This is a genomic window from Synechococcus sp. CS-603 (assembly GCF_977929215.1).
In genome coordinates, this window is sequence record NZ_OZ376778.1 from 1775667 (window position 1) to 1798940 (window position 23274).

Consider the following 23274-nt stretch of genomic DNA (forward strand, 5'->3'; position numbering starts at 1 on the left):
GCCATTCAGTCATGACCAACCCTCCAGCCAAGAAACGCAGCCGCACCCTCAGCCTGTTGCTGCTCGCCACCTTGAGCGGCGGTCTGCTCGCCAGTTGCCAGCAGCCAGCCCAGGAAGGCAACGCTCCGGTGCGGATCGGCTACAGCGCCTGGCCCGGTTGGTTCCCCTGGAAGGTCAGCGAGGAGAAGGGCCTGTTCGAGCAGGCCGGGGTTCCGGTCACCCTGCAGTGGTTCGATGGCTACCTCGATTCGATCAATGCACTCAACGCCGGCCAGCTCGACTGCAACAGCCAGACCCTGGGTGACACGATCAGTTCGGTCGCCGGTGGCGCCGACCTGCGGGTCGTGCTCACCAACGACAATTCCACCGGCAACGACCAGGTGATCGCCGCCGAGGGCATCAGCAGCGTGGCCGATCTCCAGGGCAAGTCGGTGGCGGCCGAAGAAGGCACTGTCGACCACTACCTGCTGTTGCTCGGTCTCAAGCAGGCCGGCCTCAGCGCCGATGACATCACCTTCGTTCCGCTTGAAACTGGTGCCGCCGCCGCCGCCTTCGTGGCCGCCAAGGTGGATGCGGTGGGCGTGTTTGCCCCTTTCACCACCCAGGCCCTCAAGCGCAGCGGCAGCACCACCTTGTTCTCTTCCGCGGATTTCCCCGGAGCGATCAGCGATCACCTGGTCTGCCGGGCTGAGTTCGTGGAGAAAAACCCAGAGCAACTGCAGAACGTGGTGAATGCCTGGTTCGCCACCCTCGCTGAGATCAAGGCCCAGCCTGAATCCAGCCTGGCGATCATGGCCGAGCGTGCCGGTGTCAGCGAGGCCGAATACACCGAATACGACGCCGGCACCACGATCTTCAGCCTTGAGGACAACCGCAGGGCGTTCCAACCCGGCGACACGATGCAGTCGCTGCCGTTCGCGGCCGCCCAGATCAGCGACTTCCTCCAAGAGGTGGGTCTGGCTGAGACCCCGCCCGATCTCACCAACCTGTTCGATTCCCGCTTCGTTGAGGCTGCCAAGTGAGCCTGCGCCGGCAGCTGGATCAGCCCTGGCTGCTCGGTCTGGTCGGCATTTTCAGCCTGCTGCTGCTCTGGCAGCTGGTGGCCGCTTCGCGGGTCGTCGATCCGCTCTTCCTGCCCAGCCCGGCGGAGGTGCTGGCTGCCGGGGCTGAGCAGTATCAGGAGGGGATCTTGCTCAACGATGCCGTGGCGAGCATCGGCCGGGTGCTGGGGGGCTATGCCCTCTCGATCCTGGTTTCGTTGCCGCTCGGCATCGCCATGGGCAGCAACCGGCTGGTCTGTCAGCTGCTGGAGCCCTTGCTGGGATTGATCCGCTACATGCCGGCACCGGCCTTCATCCCGCTGTTGATCATCTATTTCGGTCTGGGGGAGCTGCCCAAGGTGCTGCTGATCTTCATCGGCACCCTCTTCTTCAACACCTTGATGATAATGGATGCGGTTAAGTTCGTGCCCCGTGAACTGCTTGAGTCGGCTCTCACCATGGGCGGGAGGGGGCTGCAGATCATCACCAAGGTGGTGGCGCCGTTCATCGCTCCCCAGGTGCTTGATGCTTACCGGATCAACATGGCGGCGGCCTGGAATCTGGTGATCGTGGCTGAACTGGTGGCCGCTAACGAGGGGCTCGGCAAACGGATCAGCCTGGCCCAGCGCTTCTTGCGCACCGACGAAATCTTTGTAGGGCTGATCGTGATCGGACTGATCGGCCTCTTGATCGACCTGGGCTTTCGCCTGCTGATGCGCCGGACCTGTCGCTGGGCGATCTGATGCACCTGTCTGTCAAAGGCGTCAGCAAATCGTTCGGCAAGGGCCGCGACAGCAAACTCGTGCTCGATGACATCAATCTCGAGATCAACTCCGGCGAGTTTGTGGCGCTCGTTGGTAGTTCAGGTTCTGGAAAATCAACCGTGATGCGGTTGATCGCTGGCCTGGAGCAACCCAGCAGCGGCACCATCCACATGGACGATCGCCCGGTTCGCGGACCCGGGCCCGATCGGGGCATGGTCTTCCAGAAGTACAGCCTCTATCCCTGGCTGAGCGCTGCCGACAACGTGGCCTTCGGGATGCGGCTGCAGGGGCGAAACAAGCGTGACGTCAAGGAACGCACCGCCTATTTCCTTGAAGTGGTGGGCCTGCAGGATTCAGCCAGCCGCTTTCCCCGCCAGCTCTCCGGCGGCATGCAGCAGCGGGTGGCGATTGCCCGGGCCTTGGCGGCTGATCCCCAGGTGGTGCTGCTCGATGAGCCCTTCGGTGCTCTTGATCTACAGATCCGCGAATCGATGCAGGAATTCCTCTTTCAATTGTGGGAACGCTCTGGCCTCACGGCCCTGCTGATCACCCACGACCTGGAAGAAGCGCTGCTGATGGCCCAGAAGGTCCACATCATGGCGCCACGGCCCGGCCGGATCGTGCGCACCGTGGCGGCCAACCTCGATCGCAGCAACCTCAGTGCGCTGCGGATGGAGCGAAGCTTTCTGGAGCTACGCGAAGATCTGGCCGGTTGCCTGCGCGGTCTGGATCAGGATCCAGCAGCGCTGGTGGCAACATCATTTGCATCAACAACCTGATCAACCAGTTCCGGTTGAATGCCGAGGTAAACGGCTTCGCGGAACAGGGCCTGAAGGATGTCGGCATCGCCGGTTTTACGGGCGGTGCTGTAGCGCTCGCGAAGGGACTGAACCATGGCCTGATGGCGGGCTTGGGATTCGACCATGGATTTTTTGTATCAGATACGACAATTCTATCCAGGCATTTCTGGTGTCACCGGCTGATGGAAGCTTTTCGATCGAAGCCGTTGGATCGAAGCTGCTTCAGCGGGGGAGTGGCAGCGACTGGCCGACGGGCAGGGCTTGGGTGATCACCTCGAAGCCGGTCAGCTCGTGCTCGCCGAAGGAGCGCAGAAAGGGCACATCGGCCGCATCGCGGCCGCGGGCGATCAGCACCCGGCCGATACGGGGGGTGTTGTAGCGGGCATCGAAGGTGTACCACCAACCATCGAGGTAGGCCTCGAACCAGGCCGAGAAATCAATCGGCTCCGGACTGGGGGTGACGCCGGTATAGCCGACATAGCCGGTGCAGTAGCGGGCCGGAATGTTCAGGCAACGGCAGAAGCAGATCGCCAGATGGGCGAAGTCGCGACAGACGCCGAGGCCTTCCTGGTGCGCGTCGAGGGCCGTTTTGGTGGAGCGGGCGTCGTCACCGCTGAACTGGATGTGGCTGTGAACGTGATCACAGATCGCCTGCACCAGCGGCCAGCCGGCGAGCGACCCACCGAACAGGCTCCAGGCGGTGTCGATCAACCGGTCGGTTTCGCAGTAGCGGCTTGCGTTGAGAAAGGGCAGCACATCGGGCGGCAACGACTCCACAGGCATCTGCCAGGCCGAGGGCACCACCGCATCGCTCTGGCCGCTGTCGGCTACCACGGTGCTGAGGCTGATGTGGCTCTCGCCGGCCGGGGCCACCAGGCGGCAGCAGCGGTTGCCCTGGCTATCGCAGAACTCCTCCACCGGCACCGCCGGCTCCACCAGGATTGGATCGGCTCCCAGCAGATCCTGCTGGCGGGAGCTGTGCGGCTGCAGCAGCAACAGCAGCGGTGTGGGCTGGGGACAGATCACCGTGAGCTCACAGCCGACATTGATTTTCATGGCTGGGTGAACTCCTTGCCTGAACGCGCTGGGCTCACTCTGCCGATGCCGGACGCGGCTCAGGCCGGATGTGCGGAAGTGAAGGCCCCAGGGTCGTTATGGCGCGGCTCACCGCCGAGAATTTCTGTGAGTTCCAGTCGCCAGGCAGCAGGAAAGGGCCAGTGTGCCAGGCCCTGGAGGATGCGGCTGGCGTAGTCGGCGCTGGGGCGCAGCCCCTCGGCACTCCATACCGCTGTGGGCACATAGGTGGAGGCCTCGAAGTACTCAGCCGCCGGGCTGTTCACCGTCGATGTCTTCACCGTCACGGTGTGGGGCCGGTAGTGGCCGATCGCCACGCCCTCGCAGGCATCGAGCCGGCGGCGATCGGCTGGGTTGAGATGGTGCACCACTCCCCAGCAGTTGCGGCCGGGTTCGGGCTGGATGCCGGCGGCGCCATCGGCTGGATCGGCGCCTGGGCCCTGCGCCAGCCGGATCTTGTGGATACTCCAGCGCCAACCCGCCAAGGTCGTCACCAGGCCACTGCCGTCCCAGCCAGCGCAGCGGGCAGAGAGCTGGTCGGGGCAGAGGTTCGACCCATAGCTGAAGATCGGCGTTGAGCCCCAGTCGGCGAAGGGCACCAGTGGGGCTGCGGCCACCAGTTCGGGGCGGCCCACATACACCCAGGCCCATGTTCCGTCACCCAGCTGGAGCCAGTGGCGGGTGTAGTCGAAGGGAACATTTTCGAGCTGGTCCAGCCCGGCCAGCACCGCCGCCGAGACCGCAAACAGTTCGCCGTGAATCAGGGGGGGCGGCCCCTGCCGATCGCCTGCAGCCGCTGGCTGTGCCATCACGGCCATCGGATAGGGCCCGAGGTCATGGAGCTGCGCGCCCAGCAGACGCCTCCGCCCGAGGAAGCGTGCTCCGCCCAGCCAGGAGTGGTTGCTCTGGCCCCGTTTGAGCGTGCCGTAAACGAACACCGAAGCCAGGCCGCTAGCCACGCCCTACGCCTGGCCGGCCGATGGATCGAGCGGCAGGCCCTTGAGGCCCAGCGCCAGACGCCGCGCCAGCAGCAGCAGCGGATAGAGACGACGACTGCGGCCGGGATCGCCAAACACCAGGCCTAGTAACTGCAGCACACCGGGGTTGGGCTTCATTTGCTGGCACAAGCGGCTCACGGCTTCCGAGCCATGCCAGCAGCGCTCTCCTTCGATCAGCACCGCCCCGGCGGCCAGGTCATAGCCCCGTTGTTTCAGCTGCTCACGAAGCTGGTGATCGGCGCGGCCATCCACGATCTCCAGGCCAGGCAATTCGCCCCGCAGGGCGCTGGTGGCCGCAAAGGAACGGCAGAACGGGCAACCGCCGTCATAGACGAGTTGCATGGGCTGGGCCATGGCGGGCATGGGTCAAGTTGAAATGGCTGAAATCAAGGTGGCGTTGGCCGTCGCCGTCCTCCTCAACGATATCCACGAAGCTCTCGCCGAAGCGCAGGCGTGATCCGCCATAGCTCCAGCGGGCCTACACCGGACTTCTCACCGTTTCATCCACCCCCTGGTGGCCTCCTCAGGGGCGCCTGAGCCCGGTGACCAGCCGCCGGTGCCAGTGCTCACGGCTGACACCGAGCAGGAGCAAGCCGACTCCCGCCAGGGTCGGGGCTGAGATCTGCTCGCCGAGCAGCAGGGCCGCACTCAGCACCGCCACCACGATCGTCAGGCTGCCCCAGAGCGAAACCGTGGCCACAGGCAGCTCGGCGTAGGCGCGGCGCAGGGCCAGCTCACTGCCCAGCGAGAGCGTCAGGCCGTAGAGACCGATCACGCCCACCACCCACCACAGCTGCAGCAGCACGAAGTGACCAGGCCCAAACAGCAGCAGGGCCAGAAGGCCGAAGATCAGGGCGCTCACGGTGGAGGCCAGGCCCACGGTGAGCGCCCCGGACCAACCTTTTGACGCGATCCTGCGGCCTGTCACCGCCGCGCCGGAAAAGGCCAGTACCCCCAGCAGGGCCCAGCTCATGCCGGCGAGGTTGTCCATTGCCGCGCCCATGCCGCCACCACCCACGGCGCCGCCGGCCAGGTTGGCCAGCAGCAAGCCCAGGCCAATCAGGCCGAAGCTCACGCCGAAGCCATCCGGGAGCGGCTCCGCCAGCAAGCGCTGGGCCAGCAGGGCAGACACCGGCAGCACCAGGGCGAAGATCAGGGTCTGGCTGATCACCGAGAGGGAACTCAGGGCGAAGTAATAGGCGACCGGCCCAAGAAACAACCCCAGGAAGGCATCTACAGCCAGCAGCCGGCGATCGCTCGGCCTGAGCCGGGCTAGGTCGAGGCCCAGCTGCCTGCGCCCAGGCAGCATCACCGCCAGGCCCACGATCATCTGGGCCAGAAAGAAAACATTGCAGAAGCTGATCGGATTCTCACCGTCAACCAGCCGTTGGGCACCCATCTCCTGCAAACCCTTCAGCACCGTTGCATTCAGGCCCTTGAGCAGCACATACAACCCAAGGGGAACAGCGCCGCGCCAGAGGAGAGGAGTCACAGGGGATCAAACGTGGGGAAGCTCGGCCTTGATCCTCGCCTGGCTGGGCCGTCAGGATCATTCATTCCGATCGATTCTGCTGCGATCCGATCGCAGTGGCCGCAGAGCTTGAAGGTGCGTTCATCTGGAAGTTTTCGATTTGGGGCTAGTCAGCCATCAGCTCGTGTTGCTACCTTATGCAGGAGCAATTCCATTCATTCCATGCTTACTGGATCTGACCTGCTGACCAAAGTCAAGGAGTTGGGTGATGTCGGCAAATCAGAGCTGGTCAGGGCTGCTGGTTATGTGAGCGTCAAGAAAGACGGAACCGAGCGCCTGAACTTCACGGCCTTCTACGAAGCGCTTCTTGAGGCCAAAGGCGTCAGCCTTGGCACCACTGGCGGAGCTGGTGTGGGCCAGGGTGGGCGCAAGCTCAGCTACGTCACCAAGGTGCAGTTCAACGGCAATCTGCTGATTGGCAAGGCCTACACCGCCTTGCTGGGCCTCCAGCCCGGCGATGAATTCGAGATCAAGTTGGGCAAAAAGCAGATTCGTCTGTTGCCTGCTGGTGCAAGTGAAGAGGCTGACGACTGAAGCCCTGCGCTCCTCCAGCCGCTCTGATCTGGGGTCATTGCACGTCTGATCCAGACCGTCCTCCACTGCCCAGCACGATCATGTTGGTCTGATGATCCAGCCATCCGGAGCGAAATCCAGCCGCAGCGGTAACCGCGCGCAGATCGCGGTAGAACCTCACCCCATCCGGGCTGATCAGGGCGGTGACATGCCGTTGGCTGGGATCAAAGCCCCGCAGCCACTGCTGGAACGCGTCGCGTCCCATCACCTGGCCCAGGCGGGGCTCCATTCGCAGTGAAGATCCCATCTCCTCCAAGACGAAATAGCGCTGCAGTTGCGAAAGGTCGCTGCTGTCGACTGGCCGTAACCCCTCTGCGGTCAACAGCACATAAAGCGGCTGGGTGAACGATTGCTGCAGCTGGGGCAGTTGCAGCCGAATCGGCTCTGGCTTGGCAACGCGAGGTGGTGCTGGTTCGGGTTTCGCAGTCTCTTCCTTGGCAGTTTCTTCCTTCGCGGTGGATTGGCCCGGGCCCCTGGCAGAGAGCGCAACCACCATGGCGGTGATCATCAGCACCCCGAGCACGTTCATGAACACGTCAATCAGGGAGTCCAGCGACAAATCAACTCCTGCCCGGTGCCGTGCCCGTCTGCTCACCATGGCCGCCTGCTCACCATGGCCGCCGTGCTGACTCCTCCACCGGCTCGTAACCGAGGCTGGAGCCCGAGCTGCGCAGGGCGATGACCAGGCTATCGAGGTCGTCAAAACAACTTCCTGCCACCGCCAGGTAGATGTTGGCCGTCTTGATCTCTTCGGCAATCGTTGTTGGGCTGACCAGGTCCAGATCCCAGCGATCGGTGATTTCGCCACTGACAGGATCGTGCCGCTCGACTTGTCCGGCTCGGCAGAGCAGGAAGCTGGTGGGGGTGCGCACCGGCGTGCCTCCGGCCGTGACCAACTCCACCAGGGCCACTGGTGTGGGCTCGACTGGCTCAGGTGTGGCGGGCTTTGGCTGGCTCTGGGCTTGCTGCGGCGATCCCGATCCCAGGGAGAGCGCCAGCACTGAAATCACGATCAGGATGATCACCATCACGGCGCTGAGGATGTCGAGGAAGCCGATCAACTCCACCGACTGGCGGCTACGCCGGCGGGTTCGTCGCATCGCCGCTGAGCCTGGGGAAAAAGCCGTCGTTGATGGAGGCCTCGATATCGCCGGCCAGCTGGTGCTCTCCCCGCTCGGCGATGCTCATCAGCACCATGCAGAGCACCGCCGTGACAATGCCGAGCAGGGTGGTGTCAAAGGCGGTGGAGAGGCCCCCGGTCACCGCCGTCAGGCTGGCCTTCACGGTTTCGAGATCATCGATATTGGCCAGCAGGCCTGTGAAGCCGCCGATCGAGGTGGAGATGCCCAGCACCGTGCCGAGAAAACCCAGCATCGGCAGCACCCAGATCATCGTGCGCGTCACCAGATAGCTGTCTTCGATCTCAGATTGGGTCAGGGCGATGTCGTCTTGGTGCAGCTCGCGGGTGACCTGCCTGGAGCGCGAATCCTGAAAACAACGCAGCAGACGACAGAGACGATTCGAGATCACCGTGCGGCGTTGGGACAACAGCACAAGCATGGTCTGGACATCGGAATCCAACGGCCTCAGATCAACAAGGCCGCGAGGCATCCAGTCTCTGCCGACGTGGCGACGTTCGCGGCGGCTGGCCAGCAGGCGACGGCCGCAATAATCCACCACCGTGAAGGCGATAGCCAAGCAGAGCGGCTGGGTGAGGCCCCGATCCAGCAGGAAGGATCCGAGCACACTGCCGCGATAGGGAAAGAGCAGCATCACAACCACCAGGGTGAGCGTGACGCCGATCACGATCGATAGCAGGGAGGAGGATTCGATCCAGCGCCGTGCCGGTAGTTCAAGCAGGCCGGGATAGGTCTCCCCCCGTTCAGCCGTGGCGGGGATGGTTGAAACAGCCATCAAAACAGCGTAGGTTCTCCGACCCGAAAGATGAACCCGTGCGTGGGGTCAGCCGTGATCCTGCTGGCAAACCGTTCGGCACCTTCAAGATCGGGGAAACGGGCCACTTCGGTCCGTCCGTCGGAGGTTGTCGACGCCTCCGAGCGGCAATGGCGGCGCACCGCCTCGAGTGTTTCAGGTCCGCCGATGACGGGCCACCACACGTCACCAGGGCGGGGCAGATCCGGCCCTGCTGGGAGTGTCTCGCAGCCACTCCAGCGCTCCGTGCTGCTGAACGTCGTGCTGCCTTGACTGTCCATCGGCCAGGGATCGGGGGGGGCTTCCGGCAGGCGGGACGGCGGACTGGCCGGGACCGCTGCCGCGGCTGATGATTCGAGCTGCTGCAGGGAGTTGCGGGCCTGGGCGAGGGCTTCCTCCAACTTTTCGATTTCTTCCTGCTGACTCTGATTGCGCTCCCGCAGGCCCACCACCTCAAGGCGGCCACGGCCTGCCTCAACGGCGAGCACAAAGCCTGCGGCGGCGACCAGGATCGTTGCGATCGCAAAGCCGATCCAGCCCTGCTGGCCTTGGCGAGCTGGCGCCGTGGCCGCTCGCCGTTCCCCGAAGCCCAGGGCGAGACTGCGCCTGCAGGCATCGGCCAGCGGGGTCAAGGCACTTGCTGTTACGCCGATCCGGCCAGCCACAGCTGCCGCGAGGGCCGCTCGCTCCGATCGCGGCGCAGCGAGCAGATCCATCCAGCCGGCTCGAATCAGCGGATCGACACGGTCAACCAGCTCAGCCTCGCTGCGGTCTTTGGCGGAGCGTTCCAACAATTGGATCAAGGCGACGGGTTCGAGTCCCGTCAGTCCTGGCCAGCCGTAGGTCTCCTTCAGCCCACGCAGCATCCAACCAAAAGCCTGAAGGCAGGCCTTCGGGGGCAGGGCCGAGTCGCTAAATCTAAACATCACGGTCCGATCAAAGCGCCCAGGCCTGCACCGACCCCCGGGTGGCGCGGATCAGGGCGTTGCCGAGCGCCGGTTGGCGGTTGCACAGCCCCACCGCTAGCCGGGCGATGGAGGGATGCAGGAACCCTTGGTGCAGGCAACGGCCCAGCTGCAGTCGCCGCAGGAACACCCGGTTCCAATCGCTGCGGTAGCGCCTGCGCAGCACGTTGGAGTCCAGGGAGTTGCTTAGAAAGGCCTTGGCGATCGGGGCGGCCAGGTCAGCGGAGCCGAGGGCCATGGCCATGCCGTCACCGCAGAGCGGCGCAATCATGCCGGCGGTATCGCCGATCATCCAGACATCCCGGTCGAAGTGACCCTTCAAGGCAAAGCTGATCCGGCTCAAGGATCGCGACGATCCACCGACGCGGTCCATCCCCTGCAGGCGGCTGGCCAGGAAATGATTGCGGCGGAGTACCGCCAGCGAGGACAGCTCCCCTCGGCTCGATCTGGCCGGTCCTGCCGCTGCCTGCATCAGGCCGGCGTGGCCGATCCAGCAGACGTTGATCAGGCCTGATTCAATCGCTGAGAGACCGCAATACCCCCCCGGGAAGGCGTGCAGCTCCACCGCCTTGACGTTGTGATGGCCTCGGTAGTGGGCCTTGCCGGCCACGAACGGACTGGGCTTGGCGGCAAAGGCACGCCCCAGTTGTCCGTCCAGCCGGGAGCGCTTGCCATAGGCTCCGAACACCAGCTTTGAGCGGTACTGACGATCGGCTGTGCTCACCACGAAGCCGTCGTCCAAGCTGCCCCTGACCGCGGTGACGGGCGTGCGATCAAGGCAGCGGGCTCCGGCTTCAGAGGCGCGGTCCCAGAGGATTTTATCGAGGGCGTAGCGGCTCAGCCCCAGCGCCGTGCCGGGCAGCTGGCCGTCGAATGACTCCCCCGTGCTGGTGCTGAGGCTGGCCTTCTGAATCGGCACCGCGCCGGCCGTGCGCACCGCGTCGAGGATGCCAAGGCGCCCGAAGATCTCGGTGACCTCAACAGAGAGGAATTCGCCGCAGAGTTTGTGCAGCGGGAAATGCTGTTGCTCCAGCAGCAGCACCGAGTGGCCCCGTTCAGCCAGCTGGATGGCCATGCTTGAACCAGCCAGGCCAGCCCCGATGATGATCGCGTCGTGGAGGGTCATAGGGGCGCCGGTTCAGCGGATGGTGCTCAGTAGCCAGCGAAAAGCCCAGCACCATTGAATCGAAACGTGCTCGAGCCCGGCTTCTGTGGCGATCGCTTGGAGTTCCCTGGCCTCGAAACCCCGCAGAACTGAGATGGGGCCGTCGTTCTGCATCATCTCCGAAGCCTGCAGCAGGCGCGTGAGCCCATAGATGCCGGCGTAGGCCAGGGGGTGGCGCTGCAGATCGTTGATCAGGATTCCGCGGCGCGCCAGCCGCCCCATGCTCTCCATCACCTGTACCGCCTTGGCATGGGCGAAGTGGTGCAGAAACATCGAAGCGATCACCACATCGAAGGACTGCTCGGGGTAAGGCAGCGCCAGGGCATCGGCCACGTCCACTCTGATGGAGGGCTGCAGATCGGGGGGCAGCCGCCTGGAGAGCGCCTGGCGGGCGTACTCCACGGTGACCGGATTGGCATCGACCGCAACGATCGCGAGGGTGCGTCCGGGCGCATGCCGAGCGACCCAACGCACGAGATATTCAGGAAAATCGGCGATCCCCGTGCCGAGATCGAGGATCCGCAGCGGTTGATCTGTTGCCTGCAACAGCAAGGGTCTGAGGATCTTCATCGGGGCGCTGTAGCCACCCAGGGTCTGATTGACGACGCGAAGTTGATCGAGCGCACTGGTGAGCCGCTGATCGGTGATCGAAAAATCATCCATCAGCTCGTCCTGGTCGGTGCGGACCTTGAACGAGGGGAACAGGGGCGGCGGGGAGGTCATCGGCTTTCGGAGTCATAGTGTTGAAACAGGGCAGCTTCGATCGAGAGGCCAGGCCCGAACCCCAGGGCAACCCCCTGGTGAGGCACAGCCGCAGGGTTTTGGGGCGGCAACGCCATCCAATGTTTCAAGATGAACAGGATCGTCGGTGAGCTCATGTTGCCGAAATCGCGCAGCACCCCGTAGGAGGCTGCGAGGGCTTGCGTCGGCAGGGCTTGGCCTTGTTGCACCAGATCGAGGATCTGGCGGCCGCCGGGATGGACAGCCCAGAGGTCGATGCCAGAAGCATCGAGCCCATGGCGCTGCAACCATGGCTTAAGAAAACCGGGAAGGGCGTGCTGGATGCGCTGGGGAACGCTGGCCGCCAACTTCATCAGGAAGCCTGTGTCGCCGATCTCCCAGGTCATCGCCTCAAGCGAGTGCTCGGCGATCGTGCAGGCGCTGTCCCGATAGGTCAGCTGACCCCGTTTGGGATCCCGGCAAGAGAGAACGGCAGCGGCCGCCCCATCCCCGAAGAGTGCGTTGACGATCACGTTCTCCACATTGTCGGGACGCTGCATATGCAGGGTGCAGAGCTCCACGCAGACCATCAGCACCCGGGTGCTTGCCGGGGAGGCGCGGCAGATCGCATCGGCCAGCTTCAGGCCGTTGAAGGCCGCATTGCAGCCCATGAAACCGATCAGGCTGCGCTCTGCGCTGGGCGGAATCCCCAGCCGTTGTATCAGCTGGATATCGAGGCCTGGAGCGAAGAATCCGGTGCAACTCACCACAATCAGGTGCGTGATCTGCTCGGCGCTGCAGCCCGCCTGCGCCAGTGCGTCACGGGCCACCGTTTCGGCCAGAGGCAGCGCCAGGCGGCTGTACAGACCGTTGCGCTTCGCGGTGCTCGGTAGGGGCGAGAGCTGCCAGTTGTTTGGAAAAAAGTTGAAATGATCCGCCTCCTCCTGGCCAAAATCCTCCAGGCAGCTGTAGCGGTGCTCGATGCCCGATCGCCGAAAGGTGGAGGCGATGCGTTCCTCAAGTCCTGCGGGCAATCCTTCGATGCGGGCCATGAAGGCGGCAAGCTCCTGCTGCGACCTCCTGTACGGCGGGTTGCCGGTCGCGATCGCTTCGAGAACAGTGGGCTTCAAGCTGACACGGAAATCGATCTGGCATTGCGGGACATCATTCTGACCGCAGTGAGCGATTCCCTCGGCCAAGCCAGAACCCTGTCCCAAGCAAACCGGGCTGCGTCAGTCGCCTGATCCGGCTTGGTCAGGGTCTCAGCAAAGAGATGACTGACTTGTGAATGCTTGTCAATACTCCTACTTAGAACGTTACGTTAAGTGCGTCGGCTCCAGGTCCGCCTGTTGTCGAGCCTTTCCATTCCTGCCTGTCTTCGTTGTAGAGCTTCCCCATGACGCTTGAACACCTCGCTGGTCCCGTTGAGCAAGGAGCCTTTGTCCGTTTGGCCAGCAAGGGCGACACCATCTACCAAGTTCTGAGCCTCGATGCTGATGCCGATCGTTGCTGGCTGCGCCGCTGGCCGCTCTCCCGGCAAGGATCACCTCCGTTCTCCGTTCCCCTCCATCAACTCAGGATTGCGGAGCTGATGCCGGCCTGACAACCCGGCAACCATCGCACCCATAAGTTTTCATTGCTCTGGTACGGATAACCTGCTGGCGGTTGCCGTCAAGACTTCGTATCATTTCGAAGTAATCCCTGAGGCCCATGACTGAAACCCTCCCCCTCAGCCGTCAGTTCGCCGTCGAGGCCCAAGGCCGGGCGATCGACGCCTGCACGGACATTGAAGATCTGCGCAGGATCTCGAAGTCTTTGTTGGAGCTCTGGCAGATGCAGGCCAGCTTCAGTGAGGCCTATGGCGCCGAGTTGCTCAGCCTTCACAAGCCTTGACTTGATTGTCCCTGTCATCATCGACAGACCAAGGGCCAGGGCAAGGCGTGAACGGCACACACCAGTCGCATCAAAACTCTGCCGACGATGACGACTTGCCGGCGCCCAGGGGCCTGCCCCTGGGTTTCAGAATCCTGGCGGGTGTTGGTGCCGCTGCCTTCGTGATGATTGGCGTCAACATCTTGGTCGTAGGACTGGGCTTGCTGAAGGAACCCCCAGCCAAGCGTCCGCTGCCACCTCCCACAGCCCGTCGTGATGATCTGGTCCTTTTTTCTTCGACGCAGCGGCTGATAGCTGCTTTGGAGCCGAAAATCCAACGCGGCACTCCGGTTCGTTCCGTCCACTTTGAGCAAACCCATCCAGCCGTTTCATCGCTTTGACCTCTGCTGCTGTCATCGGCTGAGTCTCCCCTGTGACCATGCGATCCGACGCTGCGTCACCTTGTTCTTAAATCCTCCGTGGCCATGGCCTTGACTGCGGGTCGATGTACTGTTTGCTTTTCAAACAACGCTATCGCTATAGTTCGTAACCCTGAAAACGCGTTGACGAACCATCATGTTTGTTGATTCCGCGCTAGGGTTTTTTCCTATGGAAGCTCTCGCGGACTACTTCAAGGTTTTTTCTGAACCGAATCGCCTGGCTGTGCTTGAAGCCCTGCGGTCTGGGCCTCTCAATGTCACCGCTGTGGTGGAGGCAACGGGTCTCAGCCAAGCGTTGGTTTCGAAGCACCTCAAGTTGCTCAACATTGCCGGGGTGGTTGCCCGCCGTCCGGCTGGCAGCCTTGTTTACTACGAGGTGATGGACAAAAAGGTCTTCAAATTCATGGGTCAAGCCGAGAAGTTATTGACAGCCACGCGCCGCCAACAGCTTGAGGTTTTGGCCTCGATTGTTTGATATCAAGCGCTCTGTGCCAGAAACCGTGCGAATGGCCTCAACCAAGACCAACCGCGACGAGCCAACAGCAGCTGAGGGTCTTGAAAGACTCCAGCCCCACCCAGGTCTGGTGGCTCAAATCAGGCAGTTCAACTGAGGCATTCGAGAGATCAAAAAAGCTGATCAGTCGCGCCCGCAGCGGCACTGCCCACCTTTCCAGTTCGAGCATTTCTTCTGCTTGCACCCTTTCTTCTTGAGGCGGCGGGTCGGCAGGCTGATCCTGCCTGAAATCCGGGATTCAAAAAGGAAGCGGAGAGGGGCCATCCTGTAGCGGTTGTGGTCTGGCACTATTCAAGCGAAGTGCATGCTCTTGTTTGGCACTGAGTGAACAGATCGATGTAACCGATGATGCAGGCCATGTCGGCACACCCCTGCGAGAGGTTGCGCAAGGGGAAGGCGCTTGGCCTGGTGATGGCCTTTGTCAGGGACCCTGGCTTGGGCTTGGGTTCAGGCAACGTCAGCGGCAATCGCTTACACATCCAGAAGCTGGCCTTCCCATGGGGTGGTCGATGGCATTGTGTTGATCAAGTGTCGATTCAATAAAAGAGCCTTGGTCCTGACAAATAACTCTTCAAAATCACAAGGTATGGCGATATAATCGTCTGCACCAGCTCGGAAGCCTTGAAGCTTGTCTGCCACCCCGCTGAGGTCTGAGAGGATCAGGATGGGAATCGTTTCGGTACGGCAATCGGCGCGAATATCCTGACAGGCTTTTAAGCCTTTTCGATCCGGATTGGTGTCGCTGATAATGATCACACTCGGCTTGAAGCTAAGCGCCATTGGATGGGCGTTCAGCATGTTGTCGGTGTGCAGCACATTCCAGCCGCCTTCTTCTAAGAATTGGATCGTTTGATTGCGCCGCCGGTCTTCCTGCTCAACCAGCAAAAGATCGGGTTTCATGGCAGTGAAAGAACCTTGGCATTAGCAATCATGGCGAGAAAGAACATGGCAAGTGCTCCCTTTGCTTTGCCTGACTCTAGTCAAAAACTGAGCAGTTTTCAGGCCGGCCTGGCTTCTTAAGATTGGTTTCCAATTTGGTGGATACCTTTAGCATTGAACGGAATGTTGCCTTAGGCATCTTCACACTCTGTCTGCTCGTCTGGAGGATAAGACGGATCATCTGCGATTCGGCTCGTCCAGCCGAAAGGCCAAGCGGTTGGTTGGGGAAGAATGGAGCAGAACGACACAACCCAGCAGGATCTTCAGCCGCCGTTGAGCTTCATGATCATGTCGGCTGCACGAGATTGTTCAGCCAGTGTTTGGCGTAACTGGTTGGCGAGTTGCTCCATCAAGGAATGAAAATAGGGTTGTTCTTCGGCATAGCTCGCGCTGTAGACGAGGCCAATCACATCGTGATCGATCGGTTTGGGCTCAATCACACAGAACTGCCCGGACAGTGGTTGCAGGGGCAGCCTGAGATGGTGAACCAGGTGGGCCATGGGCTGATATTGCCGTTCCTTCCGACGTGCCGAGGTGGTCTGGATTCGATAGCCGAGGCTCTCAAGGTGACGCAGCAGGCGGGGATGGCTGAGGCCACCCTCCAGAGAGAGAATCTTGGTCTCCGCTGCTTCGTTGAAAGGGACATCCACCGGACCGACACCCCAGAGCGGAACACGAGTCAGCGCTTGGGCCACATATCGCTTGCCCTGGAACTCAAGCAGTTTCTTGTTGTCCTCCATTCCAAGTTCATAGAGCGATCCAACGAAGGCATCACAAATTCCATCTCCGATCAGGACCAGACTGGCGGAGAGGTCCGCTGTTTTCCTGACCCAGCTCTCGACTTGGAGACCATGGCCAACCAACAACGATGGAATGAAATCATCGACTTCGAGGCGGCAGCCGTCCTCGGCGGTACGGAGTTGCTGGGCTGTTGTGCGAAGGGTTGCCAGGAGGTTCGCAAGCTGTTTGCTTTCGGCTTCTTCGAGCAGCTGAACAACGGAGCGGTGGGCCCGATTCAAGGTGGCCTGCGAGTAGCAGGATGACCCTGCCGCCCGGTTGCAACTTCCCGAATAGAGACAGAGCTCATAGAGGGGCAACCAGCGCATCACCATCTTGCTGTCGAGATGTTTCCGCAATGCACCTTCCTTGGCTGACTGATGGTCGGGCAGGTTAAAAAATGGCTGCATCTGCACGGATCCGCAGCCTGCTCATTTCTGTAGTTTTGAAACTACCAGGCTATTTATCTATTTTCCCACGTATTTCCATGATCAAGAGGATGTTCAAAGATTTTATTTACAATTAGCAGGTCCCCGCTCTGATCCGATCTACTGAATCGCTCCTCAATTTATGAGGAGCGATTCAGCGTCTAAAGGCACTTCTCAGCGTGCTTTTATTCATCTCATCCTGTGTGGTAGTGGGTCACTTGCCCCCTTCGCGGGCGCTTTGCTGGTCTGCTGAAATGTAGAGCCCATGATGACTGTGAAAAGTCTGGTGCCCGCTTCTGCGCCGCCGGCGAAGGCTGGAAGCGGCTGCAGGCCTTTCCTAAGCGATTCGGGGATTCCACGATGTCCGCTTTTGCAGTCGTTCTCAGCCAGCGAGGCCAATCGTTCTGTGGGAATAAAAAAAGACCGCCCCTTACGGAGCGGTTAGCGCGATCCAGACTGCGCTCAGCCGACAGCAGCGGCAGCGCGATCGAAGTAGGTGCCGATTTCAGAAGCGAGTGCGGTGCAGTCACCGGGTGTGATGCCGTTGCGGTCGTTGACGAGGCCGAGGGCAGCGTCCTTCATTTTGCGGACACCTTCAGCAACTGAAGCGCCGGGGACGCCGAGGGCGAGATAGGTTTCGCGCAGGCCGTTGAGGCAGCGGTCTTCCAGTACGGAAGCGTCGCCGGTGAAGACGGCGTAGGTGACGTAGCGGAGGATGATCTCCATGTCACGCAGGCAGGCGGCCATGCGTCGGTGGGTGTAGGCGTTGCCACCGGGAGCGATCAGAGCAGGCTGCTGGGCGAAGAGCTCGCGAGCGGCGTTGGTGACGAGAGCGGAAGCGTTGGAGGTGATGCGGTTGACCGCATCCATCCGCTTGTTGCTGTCGGAAACGATTGCCCCGAGGGCATCGATCTGGGCAGAGCTGAGGAATTCGCCGCGGGCATCAGCCTGGGCGATCACCTTGGTGAAAGCGTCGAACATTCAGATGACTGAACTGAACCTCCAAGCTAGGTATCTACCGTTACAGCCCGCGAGCTGGAGCTGTTGCTCGCCCATGGTGACCCCTGTTTGCCATCCCTGGACTTTGCCTAGTTTGGAATCCCCTGGCTCCTGACAGCGTGTCCGAACCGGTATCCAACGCAGTGCCAACAGAAGTGCCCACAGGCCTGTCCGACGACGTTTCTGTAGGCTCCATGTCCGCTTTGAGTTGGCAAGAGCTGCAGGGCCTGGCGCTGGCTGAAGCGGACCGGATCAACGGACCCACCAATGCCCAGGCCCGCCTGCGTCTGTTTGGACAGAGCGAAGCTGATGTGCGGGTTGTCCTTTACCGCGATCACCACGCCTGGTGCCCCTATTGCCAGAAGGTCTGGCTTTGGTTGGAGGAGATGCGGATTCCCTACCGCATCGGCAAGGTGACGATGTTCTGCTATGGCGAAAAGGAAAGCTGGTTCAAACAATTGGTGCCATCCGGCATGTTGCCGGCCCTTGCCCTTGATGGCCGTCTGATCACCGAAAGCGATGACATCCTTCTGGCTCTTGAAGCGACGTTCGGGCCCCTAGGCGATCGGATGAAATCCCCTGCTGTGGCTGTTTTGCGCCGTTTGGAGCGCACCCTGTTCCGGGCCTGGTGCCAATGGCTGTGTGTCTCGCACTGGCAACAACGGGACGAAGCTGTTGCCGAGCGGCAGTTCGATCGGATCGCCGAGCAGGTGGACGAGGTGCTGCAAGCCACACCAGGCCCCTTTTTCCTGGAGCGATTTGGCACGGCCGATCTGATCTTCACGCCCTACATCGAGCGGATGAACGCGAGCCTCTACTACTACAAGGGCTATTCCCTCAGGCAACGCCACGCCTCCATCGCCTCTTGGTTCGAGGCGATGGAGGAGCGCCCCACTTATCGTGGAACCCAGAGCGATTTTCATACCCATGCCCACGATCTGCCCCCACAGATGGGCGGCTGTTATCCCAGCGGCGGCGCGGCGCAGCAGGCCTGCAGCCAACGGGTCGACCAAGGTCCCTGGCCCTTGGCCATGCCCGACGATCCTGAGACATCCCAACCTGCCTCGGATGATGCGCCGGCCGAAGCTCTGGCGCGCGTGTTGCGCCACAGGCAGGCCATTTTGAGCGTGAACCCCTGGGCTGGAGAGCCCTTTGAGCTGGCCCTGCGCTCTGCCCTCTCGACAATGATCACGGGCCATCACTGTTCTTCTCCACCTGGATCGGCGGCTGCACTGCTCTACCTGCGCGATCGGATCAGCGTTCCCCGAGATATGTCCCTGCATGCGGCCCGGGCCCTGCGCCAAGCCCTGACGCAGACGGCTGCCAGCGATCCGCGTGTTCATGATTCCGCAGCCCCTGCCGCGGTTCCCCTGCCCAGCCGTCACCGCCGTGATCAGGACCCGCTTGCCTTTAAGCGCTTAACTGATCTCGCGACTGCTTCACCGGCTGGGTGACAGCCTCAATCAAAGTCAGATTCGCCCTTCGGTGCTGCTCGCGCCGATTTCCGATGACACGTTCTCCCCTGCAACTCAAGCCAGTGTCCCCAAGGCTGCGGGCTCGGGCTATCGCCAAGGCCAGGGTCTTGGCGATAGCCGGACTTGCGGCTCTCTCGTTGATGCTGCCGCTGCGGGCCGTTGAGCTGCGCGGCATGACCTATTTCCAGACTCCGCCCTGGAGCCTGACGTTTCGTAATTACTACACCACCGTGATGGCTAACGGAGCGGAGTATTACTTCACCATCGTGATGCCGGAGCAGGCTGGCGCTGGGCTGGGGCGGGTTGAAATTCAGCAGACCACAGGATCAGACTGGACGTTTCCCTTTGCTGTGAACCAGAGTCGGGCTTTCCTCGGTGAACCTCGCCGTAAACAGGCTGCCATTGCGGTGGAGGCCAGCTTTGACGAAAAACGGCGAGAGTTCAGCATCCTTTTCCCTAACCCGCCTTCCCCGGGACAGACCGTTACGGTGGTTCTGAGGCCGTTCAACAATCCCTCCTTTGCGGGGATCTATCAGTTCGCGGTGCGGGCATTTCCCGCTGGCCCCAATCCGGTCGGCCAGCAGGTGGGTTTTGCGCGGATGGCGATCTACAACGTGGATCGTTTCTGAACTTCAGGGCATACGAAGTCAGTGAACTCAAAGCCTGGCGCGACGCAGCAGTTCACCAGGCTCCAGTCCCCCAGGCTGCGGGCCGCTTGCCAGCAACCTGGTTCGATGATCTGCACTGGATATTGATCCGGGTGGTCCAAGTCCAAAGGACCAAGCCGCAGGGCTAAGGCTTCGCTTGTGGATGGAGTCTTCAGTTTCGCCTCACCACGCCAGAGAATCAGTGCTGCGCCACCGGCGTGGTGCCAGCTTTCCTCCGCCCCAATCAGGCGATGCCAGCGGCTGGTTACACCGGCTGGCAGCAGGAAGTCGATCACGGTGAAGGCCGCACGTTCGCTGCCGTCGGCGCGCCGCACGCTGAGGCTGGAGCGGTGCCGTTCCCGGTAGAAGCCCCCCTCCGGGTGGGGCATCAACCCCAACCGGTCGATCAGCCGTTGCATCTGCGTTTCAGCGATCTGCGTTTCAGCCATCTGCGGGCTCAGTCGGTTGCGGTAGGATCGGTTTTTTCACCCACCAGCTGGAAATTGCTGGCGCCAAGGATCGCCTCTCGGTGGCGGTAATGCTTGAACTCCAACCAGTTGCCGGAAGGGTCGATCAGAAAAAAGCTGCGATGTTCCAGGGGTGAGCCTGGGTAACGCAGCCGTGGCTGGGCTCCGAAGTGCAGGCCCTGCGCCCTGGCCCGTTCCTCCAGGTTGGCCAGCTCCTCGGGCTCAGCCAGCACCAAGCCAAAATGCCTGGGATAAACGCCGCGCTGGGTTGCCAGCGCGGCCGGTTCGAGGTGGGCCACCAACTGGTGACCGCCAAGGCCCAGCACCAGAGCTTCGTGGCTGCGCCGGCCGCGCTGACAACCGAGTCCATCCACATACCAGCGCTCTGTGGCGTCGAGGTCGGTCACCGGAAAAGAGAGATGGAACTGCGTGGTGGTGGCCATGGAGGCAAGGGGCGGGAGGAAGCGTGTCGGTGCGCGTTGAACAGCCATGGCTGGACACAGAAAAGCCCCCGAGCGGCTGGCGGGGGCTTTCCCGGAGAGTGGTTGTGACCATCAAGGCCCCGGACCGTTCTCTTGGCCGGCGGGGTGGAGGGCGCGCCGGTGACTCCTTGATAGCCATGATCAGAGCTGACCAGCCGTAGCCAGCACCAAACGCAACAGATCAGACCGGAGACTGGCGTGCCCGTTCAGACAAAAACTCAGAGGCGACGACGAAATCCTTCACTGAAGCCTGTGCTCGCCGCTTCGCGCTCCTGGTTGCGCGAGTGCCGAAGTTGCCAGACATTGCGACTGATTCGCTCGGCCACGACGCCGGCGCGGCGAACTTTGGCGCTGCCGGGCCTGGCGCCGATCAGTACCGTGACCTCCTGGGTGGTCAGCGGAGCACCCGTTTCGATCGCCAAGGCAATGGACTCAAGCCGGGCTTTGATCGCCTGAACGGACAGGGGAGCCTCATGCGTACTGAAATCTGCATCGAGAACGGGTTCAGCAAGGCCTGAGCCCCCCATCCCGCGCATCAGGCCCAGACCCACAACGGCCAGGGCCTGCTCCGGTTTCACGCCCTGATCGATCGCTTCGGTGATCCAATCAGAAAATGATTGCTCCCCACTGTATGCCGCTACAGCGTCAGCGGCGGTTGTCGGTGTACTGCGTTTGGAGACCACGGCTTTTGTTGCGTCGACCCTGAGCTGGAACTTATCGGGTCTGCCTGGGATCGCAAGGGTCATGAGCGCGAATGGTGCACTCTTGGTGGTCTCGCCTGGGCAGCCACAACGGGGCCATGCAAGCCAAACGGTAGGATCGACTCAATTCCTCGAAAACCCAGTCCCGCTGGGGAATTGACCTGTTCTATGCAGGCAAGACACTCCCCTCCTTCAGGTCTGGTTTGATGCCCCGCTCGCCAAGGATTAACCCACTTAATCCTCGCTTGCCGACTGATCCACGCCAGCCGATTGATCCACGCCAGCCGAACGCCAACCCAAGATTCGGCTCCACGCCGCTGACCGGCAGCCGTAGCGCCCGGATTCAGCGGGGGCCAGCCATTGAGTTGCGCGCCTACGTCTTCCTGGATTCCCTGCAGCCCCAGTTGGCGGCCTACATGGGCACTGTCTCCCAGGGCTTTTTGCCGATTCCTGGCGACGCTTGTCTTTGGCTGGAGGTCGCCCCGGGGATGGCGGTGCACCGCTTGACCGACATCGCCCTCAAGGCCAGCACCGTGCGGCTCGGTCAAAAGGTGGTGGAGCGAGCCTTCGGCTCCCTGGCCCTGTATCACCGCGATCAGAGCAGTGTGTTGCTCTCGGGGGAATCGGTTCTCGATGCGATGGGAACCACCTTTGAGCACCGCAGCCAATGCGAAGTCACCTGGTCAGAAATCATCCGCGCCATCACGCCTGATCACGCCGTGTTGATCAACCGCCAGAACCGGCGCGGTTCGATGATTCAGTCAGGGATGAGCATGTTCATTCTTGAAACAGAACCGGCCGGTTATGTGTTGATCGCCGCTAACGAAGCGGAGAAGTCGTCGAATATCACTGTGGTGGATGTCAAGGCCGTTGGCGCCTACGGACGACTGACGCTGGCGGGCCGTGAAGGGGATGTCGACGAGGCGGCAGCAGCAGCCTTAAGGGCCATCGAGATCATCAACCGCTGAAGGCCGTCTTGATCCCAAGCAGCTCCCGGAGAGCTGGTGCGAGCAACCGGGCCGCCTTGGCCCTGCTGCCCAGCTTGCTCAATTGATGGTCGCTCATCTCGGCATAGGTGCAGCCGGCTTCTCGCACGTAGAACACCGAGTTGTAGCCATAGCTGCGTGCGGCCTCGACGGGCTCCACCAGAACCTCTCCCCGGCAGACTCCCTCGCTTTCGAGCACGATCTCTCCGGTCGGGTCTGCCAGGGCCAAGGCGGAATGGAACGCGGCACTGCGGTAGGGGTTGCCCTCCAGTTCAGCAAGCAGCCTGCTGATCCGCTCAGGATCACTCCCGGCGTAACGGGCCGAATACACGCCCGGGGCGCCGCCGAGGGCATCCACCGAGAGGCCGGAGTCATCGGCGAGTGTCCAGCGGCCAGTGATCTTGGCCACGGTTTCGGCCTTCAGGCGGGCATTCTCTGCATACGTGATTCCAGTTTCTTCGATGTCGAGACCATCGGGCTGGGACAGCAGCTTCAGCTGATCGACCACCTCAAGCATCGCCGCGATCTCGGCGATCTTGTGGGGATTGCCGCTGGCGATCACGAGCTCCACGCGTTCCAGCAAGGATCCAGGTCTCAACCCCGTACCGGGATGGGTGTGCGCTCCCGGCGCGGCAGGGGGCCGTCCCGGTCTGAGCGGAACGTCAGCTCCAGCTCGGCGGCGTGCTCCGGCAGCAGCTCGATCAAGTTGGCGAGGGCCTGGAGGGTTTGGGGTGCTCCCTTGGTCATGGCCTCGCCGCTCATCAGCACCACATCGAGTTCGGGGCCATCAGCCTGGGGTTGCACATCGGCGAACAATTGAATGACCAAACCCTGGGGCGGAACCCTCACCACGCCGCTGAGGTGGTGGGACCCCTGGTTGTCGATCTCCGTGCCGAGCAAGGCCAGGGCCGGTAGCAGGCGGGGGATCAGTGTGTCACCGCTGGTCTGGTCGCTGGGCTTCAAGACCAGCATCAATCGCGCCATG

General features: G+C 62.0%; 31 protein-coding genes. 11 read left to right on the plus strand and 20 right to left on the minus strand.

Features of this window, described 5'->3' with window-relative positions; all coding sequences use genetic code 11:
* Positions 1–11: 11 nt before the first annotated feature.
* Genes ACXMDM_RS09310 through ACXMDM_RS09320 form a run of 3 tightly spaced genes read left to right on the plus strand, consistent with a single transcriptional unit; the run spans position 12 to position 2583 of the window.
* Positions 12–1022 carry an ABC transporter substrate-binding protein gene (locus ACXMDM_RS09310; protein WP_259723146.1) on the plus strand — a complete coding sequence of 337 codons (1011 nt, stop codon included), beginning with the start codon at positions 12–14 and terminating at the stop codon, positions 1020–1022.
* A complete protein-coding gene (locus ACXMDM_RS09315; RefSeq protein ID WP_311134214.1) occupies positions 1019–1783 on the plus strand; it encodes an ABC transporter permease in 765 nt (254 codons plus the stop codon). The genes ACXMDM_RS09310 and ACXMDM_RS09315 overlap by 4 nt, the downstream gene beginning before the upstream one ends.
* Entirely contained in the window at positions 1783–2583 is an 801-nt protein-coding gene (locus ACXMDM_RS09320) for an ABC transporter ATP-binding protein (RefSeq protein WP_259723145.1), read from the plus strand. The genes ACXMDM_RS09315 and ACXMDM_RS09320 overlap by 1 nt, the downstream gene beginning before the upstream one ends.
* On the opposite strand, the gene ACXMDM_RS09325 is transcribed toward ACXMDM_RS09320, so the two are convergent.
* From ACXMDM_RS09325 to ACXMDM_RS09345, 5 genes are all read right to left on the minus strand, one after another.
* The gene (locus tag ACXMDM_RS09325; RefSeq protein WP_499569480.1) at positions 2535–2699 is read right to left on the minus strand and encodes a hypothetical protein; all 165 of its coding nucleotides are present in this window, start codon (positions 2697–2699) and stop codon (positions 2535–2537) included. The genes ACXMDM_RS09320 and ACXMDM_RS09325 overlap by 49 nt on opposite strands.
* Positions 2700–2826: 127 nt before the next feature.
* Positions 2827–3660, minus strand: a complete 834-nt coding sequence (locus ACXMDM_RS09330; protein WP_259723143.1) for a transglutaminase-like domain-containing protein — start codon at positions 3658–3660, stop codon at positions 2827–2829.
* Between the two features lie 59 nt (positions 3661–3719).
* Complete coding sequence (locus ACXMDM_RS09335) at positions 3720–4637, minus strand: gamma-glutamylcyclotransferase family protein (protein ID WP_071801503.1); 918 nt, start codon at positions 4635–4637, stop codon at positions 3720–3722.
* A 3-nt stretch (positions 4638–4640) separates the two neighbouring features.
* The gene (locus tag ACXMDM_RS09340; protein ID WP_311134013.1) at positions 4641–5030 is read right to left on the minus strand and encodes a DCC1-like thiol-disulfide oxidoreductase family protein; all 390 of its coding nucleotides are present in this window, start codon (positions 5028–5030) and stop codon (positions 4641–4643) included.
* 169 nt (positions 5031–5199) lie between these two features.
* Positions 5200–6168 (minus strand): DMT family transporter, encoded by a 969-nt coding sequence (locus tag ACXMDM_RS09345; RefSeq protein WP_259723142.1) that lies wholly within the window; start codon positions 6166–6168, stop codon positions 5200–5202.
* 201 nt (positions 6169–6369) lie between these two features.
* On the opposite strand from ACXMDM_RS09345, the gene ACXMDM_RS09350 reads away from it, so the two are divergent.
* Complete coding sequence (locus ACXMDM_RS09350) at positions 6370–6741, plus strand: AbrB family transcriptional regulator (protein WP_071801506.1); 372 nt, start codon at positions 6370–6372, stop codon at positions 6739–6741.
* Between the two features lie 34 nt (positions 6742–6775).
* Here the strand turns inward: ACXMDM_RS09350 and ACXMDM_RS09355 are convergent, their stop codons facing one another.
* Genes ACXMDM_RS09355 through ACXMDM_RS09385 form a run of 7 tightly spaced genes read right to left on the minus strand, consistent with a single transcriptional unit; the run spans position 6776 to position 12692 of the window.
* Positions 6776–7339 carry a hypothetical protein gene (locus tag ACXMDM_RS09355; protein ID WP_071801507.1) on the minus strand — a complete coding sequence of 188 codons (564 nt, stop codon included), beginning with the start codon at positions 7337–7339 and terminating at the stop codon, positions 6776–6778.
* A 49-nt stretch (positions 7340–7388) separates the two neighbouring features.
* Complete coding sequence (locus ACXMDM_RS09360; protein ID WP_071801508.1) at positions 7389–7880, minus strand: hypothetical protein; 492 nt, start codon at positions 7878–7880, stop codon at positions 7389–7391.
* Complete coding sequence (locus ACXMDM_RS09365) at positions 7858–8694, minus strand: MotA/TolQ/ExbB proton channel family protein (protein WP_071801509.1); 837 nt, start codon at positions 8692–8694, stop codon at positions 7858–7860. The genes ACXMDM_RS09360 and ACXMDM_RS09365 overlap by 23 nt, the downstream gene beginning before the upstream one ends.
* Positions 8694–9638 carry a PilN family protein gene (locus ACXMDM_RS09370; RefSeq protein ID WP_145536759.1) on the minus strand — a complete coding sequence of 315 codons (945 nt, stop codon included), beginning with the start codon at positions 9636–9638 and terminating at the stop codon, positions 8694–8696. The genes ACXMDM_RS09365 and ACXMDM_RS09370 overlap by 1 nt, the downstream gene beginning before the upstream one ends.
* A 10-nt stretch (positions 9639–9648) precedes the next feature.
* Positions 9649–10803 carry an NAD(P)/FAD-dependent oxidoreductase gene (locus ACXMDM_RS09375; protein WP_071801511.1) on the minus strand — a complete coding sequence of 385 codons (1155 nt, stop codon included), beginning with the start codon at positions 10801–10803 and terminating at the stop codon, positions 9649–9651.
* A 12-nt stretch (positions 10804–10815) separates the two neighbouring features.
* Positions 10816–11565: a methyltransferase domain-containing protein gene (locus ACXMDM_RS09380; protein WP_071801512.1), complete on the minus strand. Its 750-nt coding sequence runs from the start codon at positions 11563–11565 to the stop codon at positions 10816–10818.
* Positions 11562–12692, minus strand: a complete 1131-nt coding sequence (locus ACXMDM_RS09385; RefSeq protein ID WP_233830749.1) for a type III polyketide synthase — start codon at positions 12690–12692, stop codon at positions 11562–11564. The genes ACXMDM_RS09380 and ACXMDM_RS09385 overlap by 4 nt, the downstream gene beginning before the upstream one ends.
* Positions 12693–12958: 266 nt before the next feature.
* On the opposite strand from ACXMDM_RS09385, the gene ACXMDM_RS09390 reads away from it, so the two are divergent.
* From ACXMDM_RS09390 to ACXMDM_RS09400, 3 genes are all read left to right on the plus strand, one after another.
* The gene (locus ACXMDM_RS09390; protein WP_071801513.1) at positions 12959–13165 is read left to right on the plus strand and encodes a DUF8657 domain-containing function; all 207 of its coding nucleotides are present in this window, start codon (positions 12959–12961) and stop codon (positions 13163–13165) included.
* A 107-nt stretch (positions 13166–13272) separates the two neighbouring features.
* Entirely contained in the window at positions 13273–13455 is a 183-nt protein-coding gene (locus ACXMDM_RS09395; protein ID WP_071801514.1) for a hypothetical protein, read from the plus strand.
* A gap of 555 nt (positions 13456–14010) precedes the next feature.
* Positions 14011–14349 (plus strand): ArsR/SmtB family transcription factor, encoded by a 339-nt coding sequence (locus ACXMDM_RS09400; RefSeq protein ID WP_370454104.1) that lies wholly within the window; start codon positions 14011–14013, stop codon positions 14347–14349.
* Positions 14350–14859: 510 nt separating this feature from the next.
* On the opposite strand, the gene ACXMDM_RS09405 is transcribed toward ACXMDM_RS09400, so the two are convergent.
* Both ACXMDM_RS09405 and ACXMDM_RS09410 read right to left on the minus strand, forming a co-directional pair.
* Entirely contained in the window at positions 14860–15288 is a 429-nt protein-coding gene (locus tag ACXMDM_RS09405) for a response regulator transcription factor (protein ID WP_071801517.1), read from the minus strand.
* 302 nt (positions 15289–15590) lie between these two features.
* Positions 15591–16067: a hypothetical protein gene (locus ACXMDM_RS09410; RefSeq protein ID WP_145536762.1), complete on the minus strand. Its 477-nt coding sequence runs from the start codon at positions 16065–16067 to the stop codon at positions 15591–15593.
* 102 nt (positions 16068–16169) lie between these two features.
* On the opposite strand from ACXMDM_RS09410, the gene ACXMDM_RS09415 reads away from it, so the two are divergent.
* The gene (locus ACXMDM_RS09415) at positions 16170–16370 is read left to right on the plus strand and encodes a hypothetical protein (protein WP_259723141.1); all 201 of its coding nucleotides are present in this window, start codon (positions 16170–16172) and stop codon (positions 16368–16370) included.
* 624 nt (positions 16371–16994) lie between these two features.
* On the opposite strand, the gene cpcB is transcribed toward ACXMDM_RS09415, so the two are convergent.
* Positions 16995–17513: a C-phycocyanin subunit beta gene (gene cpcB, locus ACXMDM_RS09420; protein ID WP_071801519.1), complete on the minus strand. Its 519-nt coding sequence runs from the start codon at positions 17511–17513 to the stop codon at positions 16995–16997.
* 212 nt (positions 17514–17725) lie between these two features.
* On the opposite strand from cpcB, the gene ACXMDM_RS09425 reads away from it, so the two are divergent.
* Together ACXMDM_RS09425 and ACXMDM_RS09430 are read left to right on the plus strand one after the other, a co-directional pair.
* The gene (locus ACXMDM_RS09425; protein ID WP_071801520.1) at positions 17726–18985 is read left to right on the plus strand and encodes a glutathione S-transferase family protein; all 1260 of its coding nucleotides are present in this window, start codon (positions 17726–17728) and stop codon (positions 18983–18985) included.
* A gap of 53 nt (positions 18986–19038) precedes the next feature.
* The gene (locus tag ACXMDM_RS09430) at positions 19039–19635 is read left to right on the plus strand and encodes a DUF2808 domain-containing protein (RefSeq protein WP_071801521.1); all 597 of its coding nucleotides are present in this window, start codon (positions 19039–19041) and stop codon (positions 19633–19635) included.
* Here the strand turns inward: ACXMDM_RS09430 and ACXMDM_RS09435 are convergent.
* The 3 genes from ACXMDM_RS09435 to ACXMDM_RS09445 form a co-directional block, all read right to left on the minus strand.
* Positions 19614–20102: a cupin domain-containing protein gene (locus ACXMDM_RS09435; RefSeq protein WP_071801522.1), complete on the minus strand. Its 489-nt coding sequence runs from the start codon at positions 20100–20102 to the stop codon at positions 19614–19616. The genes ACXMDM_RS09430 and ACXMDM_RS09435 overlap by 22 nt on opposite strands.
* Positions 20103–20110: 8 nt before the next feature.
* Positions 20111–20563, minus strand: coding sequence for a VOC family protein (locus ACXMDM_RS09440; protein ID WP_071801523.1), 453 nt, complete (start codon positions 20561–20563; stop codon positions 20111–20113).
* A gap of 257 nt (positions 20564–20820) precedes the next feature.
* Entirely contained in the window at positions 20821–21348 is a 528-nt protein-coding gene (locus tag ACXMDM_RS09445; RefSeq protein ID WP_233830752.1) for a DUF8679 domain-containing protein, read from the minus strand.
* Positions 21349–21620: 272 nt separating this feature from the next.
* On the opposite strand from ACXMDM_RS09445, the gene ACXMDM_RS09450 reads away from it, so the two are divergent.
* Positions 21621–22271 (plus strand): BMC domain-containing protein, encoded by a 651-nt coding sequence (locus ACXMDM_RS09450; RefSeq protein WP_233831351.1) that lies wholly within the window; start codon positions 21621–21623, stop codon positions 22269–22271.
* On the opposite strand, the gene rdgB is transcribed toward ACXMDM_RS09450, so the two are convergent.
* Entirely contained in the window at positions 22261–22869 is a 609-nt protein-coding gene (rdgB, locus tag ACXMDM_RS09455) for an RdgB/HAM1 family non-canonical purine NTP pyrophosphatase (RefSeq protein WP_083544677.1), read from the minus strand. The two genes, ACXMDM_RS09450 and rdgB, sit on opposite strands and share 11 nt — an antisense overlap.
* 14 nt (positions 22870–22883) lie before the next feature.
* Positions 22884–23261: a hypothetical protein gene (locus ACXMDM_RS09460; protein WP_071801525.1), complete on the minus strand. Its 378-nt coding sequence runs from the start codon at positions 23259–23261 to the stop codon at positions 22884–22886.
* Positions 23262–23274 lie beyond the last annotated feature (13 nt).

What these genes read in the sequence shown, in the direction of transcription:
- ACXMDM_RS09360 (WP_071801508.1), bottom strand. Translation starts at nt 7,880, where the DNA reads ATGCGACGAACCCGCCGGCGTAGCCGCCAGTCGGTGGAGTTGATCGGC.
- ACXMDM_RS09330 (WP_259723143.1), bottom strand. Translation starts at nt 3,660, where the DNA reads ATGAAAATCAATGTCGGCTGTGAGCTCACGGTGATCTGTCCCCAGCCC.
- ACXMDM_RS09350 (WP_071801506.1), top strand. Translation starts at nt 6,370, where the DNA reads ATGCTTACTGGATCTGACCTGCTGACCAAAGTCAAGGAGTTGGGTGAT.
- ACXMDM_RS09400 (WP_370454104.1), top strand. Translation starts at nt 14,011, where the DNA reads ATGTTTGTTGATTCCGCGCTAGGGTTTTTTCCTATGGAAGCTCTCGCG.
- cpcB (WP_071801519.1), bottom strand. Translation starts at nt 17,513, where the DNA reads ATGTTCGACGCTTTCACCAAGGTGATCGCCCAGGCTGATGCCCGCGGC.
- ACXMDM_RS09390 (WP_071801513.1), top strand. Translation starts at nt 12,959, where the DNA reads ATGACGCTTGAACACCTCGCTGGTCCCGTTGAGCAAGGAGCCTTTGTC.
- ACXMDM_RS09440 (WP_071801523.1), bottom strand. Translation starts at nt 20,563, where the DNA reads ATGGCCACCACCACGCAGTTCCATCTCTCTTTTCCGGTGACCGACCTC.
- ACXMDM_RS09435 (WP_071801522.1), bottom strand. Translation starts at nt 20,102, where the DNA reads ATGGCTGAAACGCAGATCGCTGAAACGCAGATGCAACGGCTGATCGAC.
- ACXMDM_RS09410 (WP_145536762.1), bottom strand. Translation starts at nt 16,067, where the DNA reads ATGGAGGACAACAAGAAACTGCTTGAGTTCCAGGGCAAGCGATATGTG.
- ACXMDM_RS09380 (WP_071801512.1), bottom strand. Translation starts at nt 11,565, where the DNA reads ATGACCTCCCCGCCGCCCCTGTTCCCCTCGTTCAAGGTCCGCACCGAC.
- ACXMDM_RS09395 (WP_071801514.1), top strand. Translation starts at nt 13,273, where the DNA reads ATGACTGAAACCCTCCCCCTCAGCCGTCAGTTCGCCGTCGAGGCCCAA.
- ACXMDM_RS09425 (WP_071801520.1), top strand. Translation starts at nt 17,726, where the DNA reads ATGTCCGCTTTGAGTTGGCAAGAGCTGCAGGGCCTGGCGCTGGCTGAA.
- ACXMDM_RS09365 (WP_071801509.1), bottom strand. Translation starts at nt 8,694, where the DNA reads ATGGCTGTTTCAACCATCCCCGCCACGGCTGAACGGGGGGAGACCTAT.
- ACXMDM_RS09340 (WP_311134013.1), bottom strand. Translation starts at nt 5,030, where the DNA reads ATGGCCCAGCCCATGCAACTCGTCTATGACGGCGGTTGCCCGTTCTGC.
- ACXMDM_RS09430 (WP_071801521.1), top strand. Translation starts at nt 19,039, where the DNA reads ATGACACGTTCTCCCCTGCAACTCAAGCCAGTGTCCCCAAGGCTGCGG.
- ACXMDM_RS09445 (WP_233830752.1), bottom strand. Translation starts at nt 21,348, where the DNA reads ATGACCCTTGCGATCCCAGGCAGACCCGATAAGTTCCAGCTCAGGGTC.
- ACXMDM_RS09375 (WP_071801511.1), bottom strand. Translation starts at nt 10,803, where the DNA reads ATGACCCTCCACGACGCGATCATCATCGGGGCTGGCCTGGCTGGTTCA.
- ACXMDM_RS09325 (WP_499569480.1), bottom strand. Translation starts at nt 2,699, where the DNA reads ATGGTTCAGTCCCTTCGCGAGCGCTACAGCACCGCCCGTAAAACCGGC.
- ACXMDM_RS09405 (WP_071801517.1), bottom strand. Translation starts at nt 15,288, where the DNA reads ATGAAACCCGATCTTTTGCTGGTTGAGCAGGAAGACCGGCGGCGCAAT.
- ACXMDM_RS09310 (WP_259723146.1), top strand. Translation starts at nt 12, where the DNA reads ATGACCAACCCTCCAGCCAAGAAACGCAGCCGCACCCTCAGCCTGTTG.
- ACXMDM_RS09320 (WP_259723145.1), top strand. Translation starts at nt 1,783, where the DNA reads ATGCACCTGTCTGTCAAAGGCGTCAGCAAATCGTTCGGCAAGGGCCGC.
- ACXMDM_RS09460 (WP_071801525.1), bottom strand. Translation starts at nt 23,261, where the DNA reads ATGCTGGTCTTGAAGCCCAGCGACCAGACCAGCGGTGACACACTGATC.
- ACXMDM_RS09370 (WP_145536759.1), bottom strand. Translation starts at nt 9,638, where the DNA reads ATGTTTAGATTTAGCGACTCGGCCCTGCCCCCGAAGGCCTGCCTTCAG.